General features: G+C 61.8%; 2 protein-coding genes and 1 pseudogene. All 3 read right to left on the bottom strand.

Annotation, left to right across the window (positions count from 1 at the left end; translation table 11 throughout):
* On the bottom strand, positions 1-755 hold a 755-nt coding region (locus tag EN750_RS29405; RefSeq protein ID WP_127398847.1), incomplete at its 3' end, for a CTP synthase.
* 137 nt (positions 756-892) lie between these two features.
* A complete protein-coding gene (locus tag EN750_RS29410; protein WP_127398848.1) occupies positions 893-2020 on the bottom strand; it encodes a L,D-transpeptidase in 1128 nt (375 codons plus the stop codon).
* Positions 2021-2231: 211 nt separating this feature from the next.
* Positions 2232-2429 (bottom strand): annotated as a pseudogene (locus EN750_RS41720) (preprotein translocase subunit SecG); the annotation flags it as partial.

Consider the following 2429-nt stretch of genomic DNA (forward strand, 5'->3'; position numbering starts at 1 on the left):
GCCATCGGCACATCGTAGATATGCGGCACGTCGAGCGCCTGGATCACGGCACTTTCGCGCACATTGCAAAACAGCGACAGTTTCCTACGCTCTTCCTTGGGAATGGCGCGGTCGGCACGGACCAGCAGGATATCGGGCGCGATGCCGATGCCGCGCAGCTCCTTGACCGAATGCTGAGTCGGCTTGGTCTTCAGCTCGCCTGCCGTCGGGATGTAGGGCATCAGCGTCAGATGGACGTAGACGGCGTTGTTGCGCGGCAGGTCGTTGCCGAGCTGGCGAATAGCTTCCAGGAATGGCATCGCCTCGATGTCGCCGACCGTGCCGCCGATCTCGCACAACACAAAATCATAGTCGTCATTGCCGTTGAGAACGAAATTCTTGATCTCATCGGTGACGTGCGGGATGACCTGCACGGTTGCGCCGAGATAGTCGCCGCGCCGCTCGCGCTCGATGATGTTCTTGTAGATGCGGCCGGTGGTGATGTTGTCCTGCTGGTTGGCGGAGCGGCCTGTGAAGCGCTCGTAATGGCCAAGATCAAGATCGGTTTCCGCACCATCGTCGGTGACGAAGACTTCGCCATGCTGGTACGGCGACATCGTGCCTGGATCGACATTCAGGTAGGGATCGAGTTTTTTGATGCGTGCGCGATAGCCTCGCGCCTGCAGGAGAGCCCCAAGGGCCGCTGCGGCAATGCCTTTTCCAAGTGAGGAAACCACGCCGCCTGTGATGAATACATATCGCGCCATGGGAGTCATCGCTTAACGCGGCCGGATTGATTCCGCCAGAGAAAAAACCGCCGCGAAGCTTTTTTCCCAAGAAGGCGCTTGGATCGTGAACAAGGCAAAACAAAAGGGCCGGCTGAGCCGGCCCTTTCGGCAGGATGACGAAAACGTCAGATGATGACGACCTTGGTGCCAACCCTGACGCGGCTGTAAAGGTCCATGACGTGCTCGTTGATCATGCGGAAGCAACCATTCGAGGCGCTGGTTCCGATCGACTGCGGCGCAATGGTGCCGTGGATGCGCAGATGCGTGTCCTTCTTGCCGTCATAGAGATAGATGGCGCGCGCGCCGAGCGGATTCTGGCCACCGCCGGGCATACCGTCCTTATACTGGCCGTAATGCTTCGGCTCGCGCTTCTGCATGTCCAGCGTCGGGATCCAGCGCGGCCATTCCTGCTTGTCGCCGACTGCAACCGTACCCTTGAACTGCAGGCCGTCGCGGCCGACCGCGATGGCGTAGCGGCGCGCGGTGGAGGACGATTCGACGAGGTAGAGGCGGCGCGCGCTGGTGTCGATAACGATGGTACCGGCAGCGTAACCGCTGAATTCCACGTCCTGCGGCACGAATTCCGGCTTCACCTTGAACTGCTTCTTGGCTTCCCTCTTGGCGAGAGCCTGGTCGAGAGCCCGTGTCTCGGGAAGATATGAAATCGACGAAGAGGAAGAGCTACCGCCGAAGAGACCGGCGAACAAACCGCCGCTGCTCGGCTGCTTCTGGCCGATGACCTCGCTGCGCAACTCGCCATTGTTGCCGGTCAGGGCGATGTTCATCGCCTCTGCCGGAAGCGGCTCGGCCGACTGGATCGGCGCGATCGGTTCGATCGGTTCGATGATCTTGGCAACCAGCTTCTTGGCCGGCTTGGCATCGGCCACCTGGGTTGCCTGCGTGCTCTTGCCCTTCTTGGCCAGGAACGCCTGCCGTTCAGCGTCGGCCTTGGCCTTGGCCGCCTCGCGCATCGCCAGTTTCCTGGCTTCGAGCGCCTTGGCTTTGGCGGCTTCCTTGTCGGCAACGATCTTGGCCTCGATCTTCTTGATCTGGGCGAGGTCGTCGGGCGTCGGGTTTTTCTTCTTCTTGAGAAGCTTCAATTGCGACGCATCACTCTTGACGGCGACGTTGATTGCAGAAGTTGTTTCAGCCGAAGGCTGTGCGGCCATATTTGCCGGCACGCCGGCGGAGGCTGGGGAACTCATGCCGAGTGCGGCGCAAAGTCCCAGGAAAATGAAGCTGCGAAGCTGCATGGCGAAGATCCGATCGTTCTATGCTTGTTGCCCACGGCGTCGCCCAGCGCCCCCCAAGGGCGCCGGAAATGCCGCGCGCAATCTATAGTCGAATAAGCGCGGCTGCCTCAAGCGCGAGGCCCCGCCTCACCCCGTCGAATCTTCGTGATCTTGCTGCATTTGCCGCGACTGTGTTCAAACGACCACAGATCGCGGTTTCAAGCGTGGAAGACTATTGGTTCGGGACCTGCGGGGTCGCCGGTGCGGCGGGAGCCGTGCCGTTGGTCGCCGGCGGCGTCGAACCGGCGGCAGGCGCCGTGGCCGGGGCAGTCGCCGGAGCCGAAGCGTCGTTGCCGGAAGGCGGCGTCGGCGTGGTGCTGCCGGCGGGCGTCGGGGGGGGCGAGCCGGGCAACTGGGTGAGCACGTCTTT

This window comes from Mesorhizobium sp. M7A.F.Ca.ET.027.03.2.1 (assembly GCF_003999175.1).
Classification (GTDB): Bacteria; Pseudomonadota; Alphaproteobacteria; order Rhizobiales; family Rhizobiaceae; genus Mesorhizobium.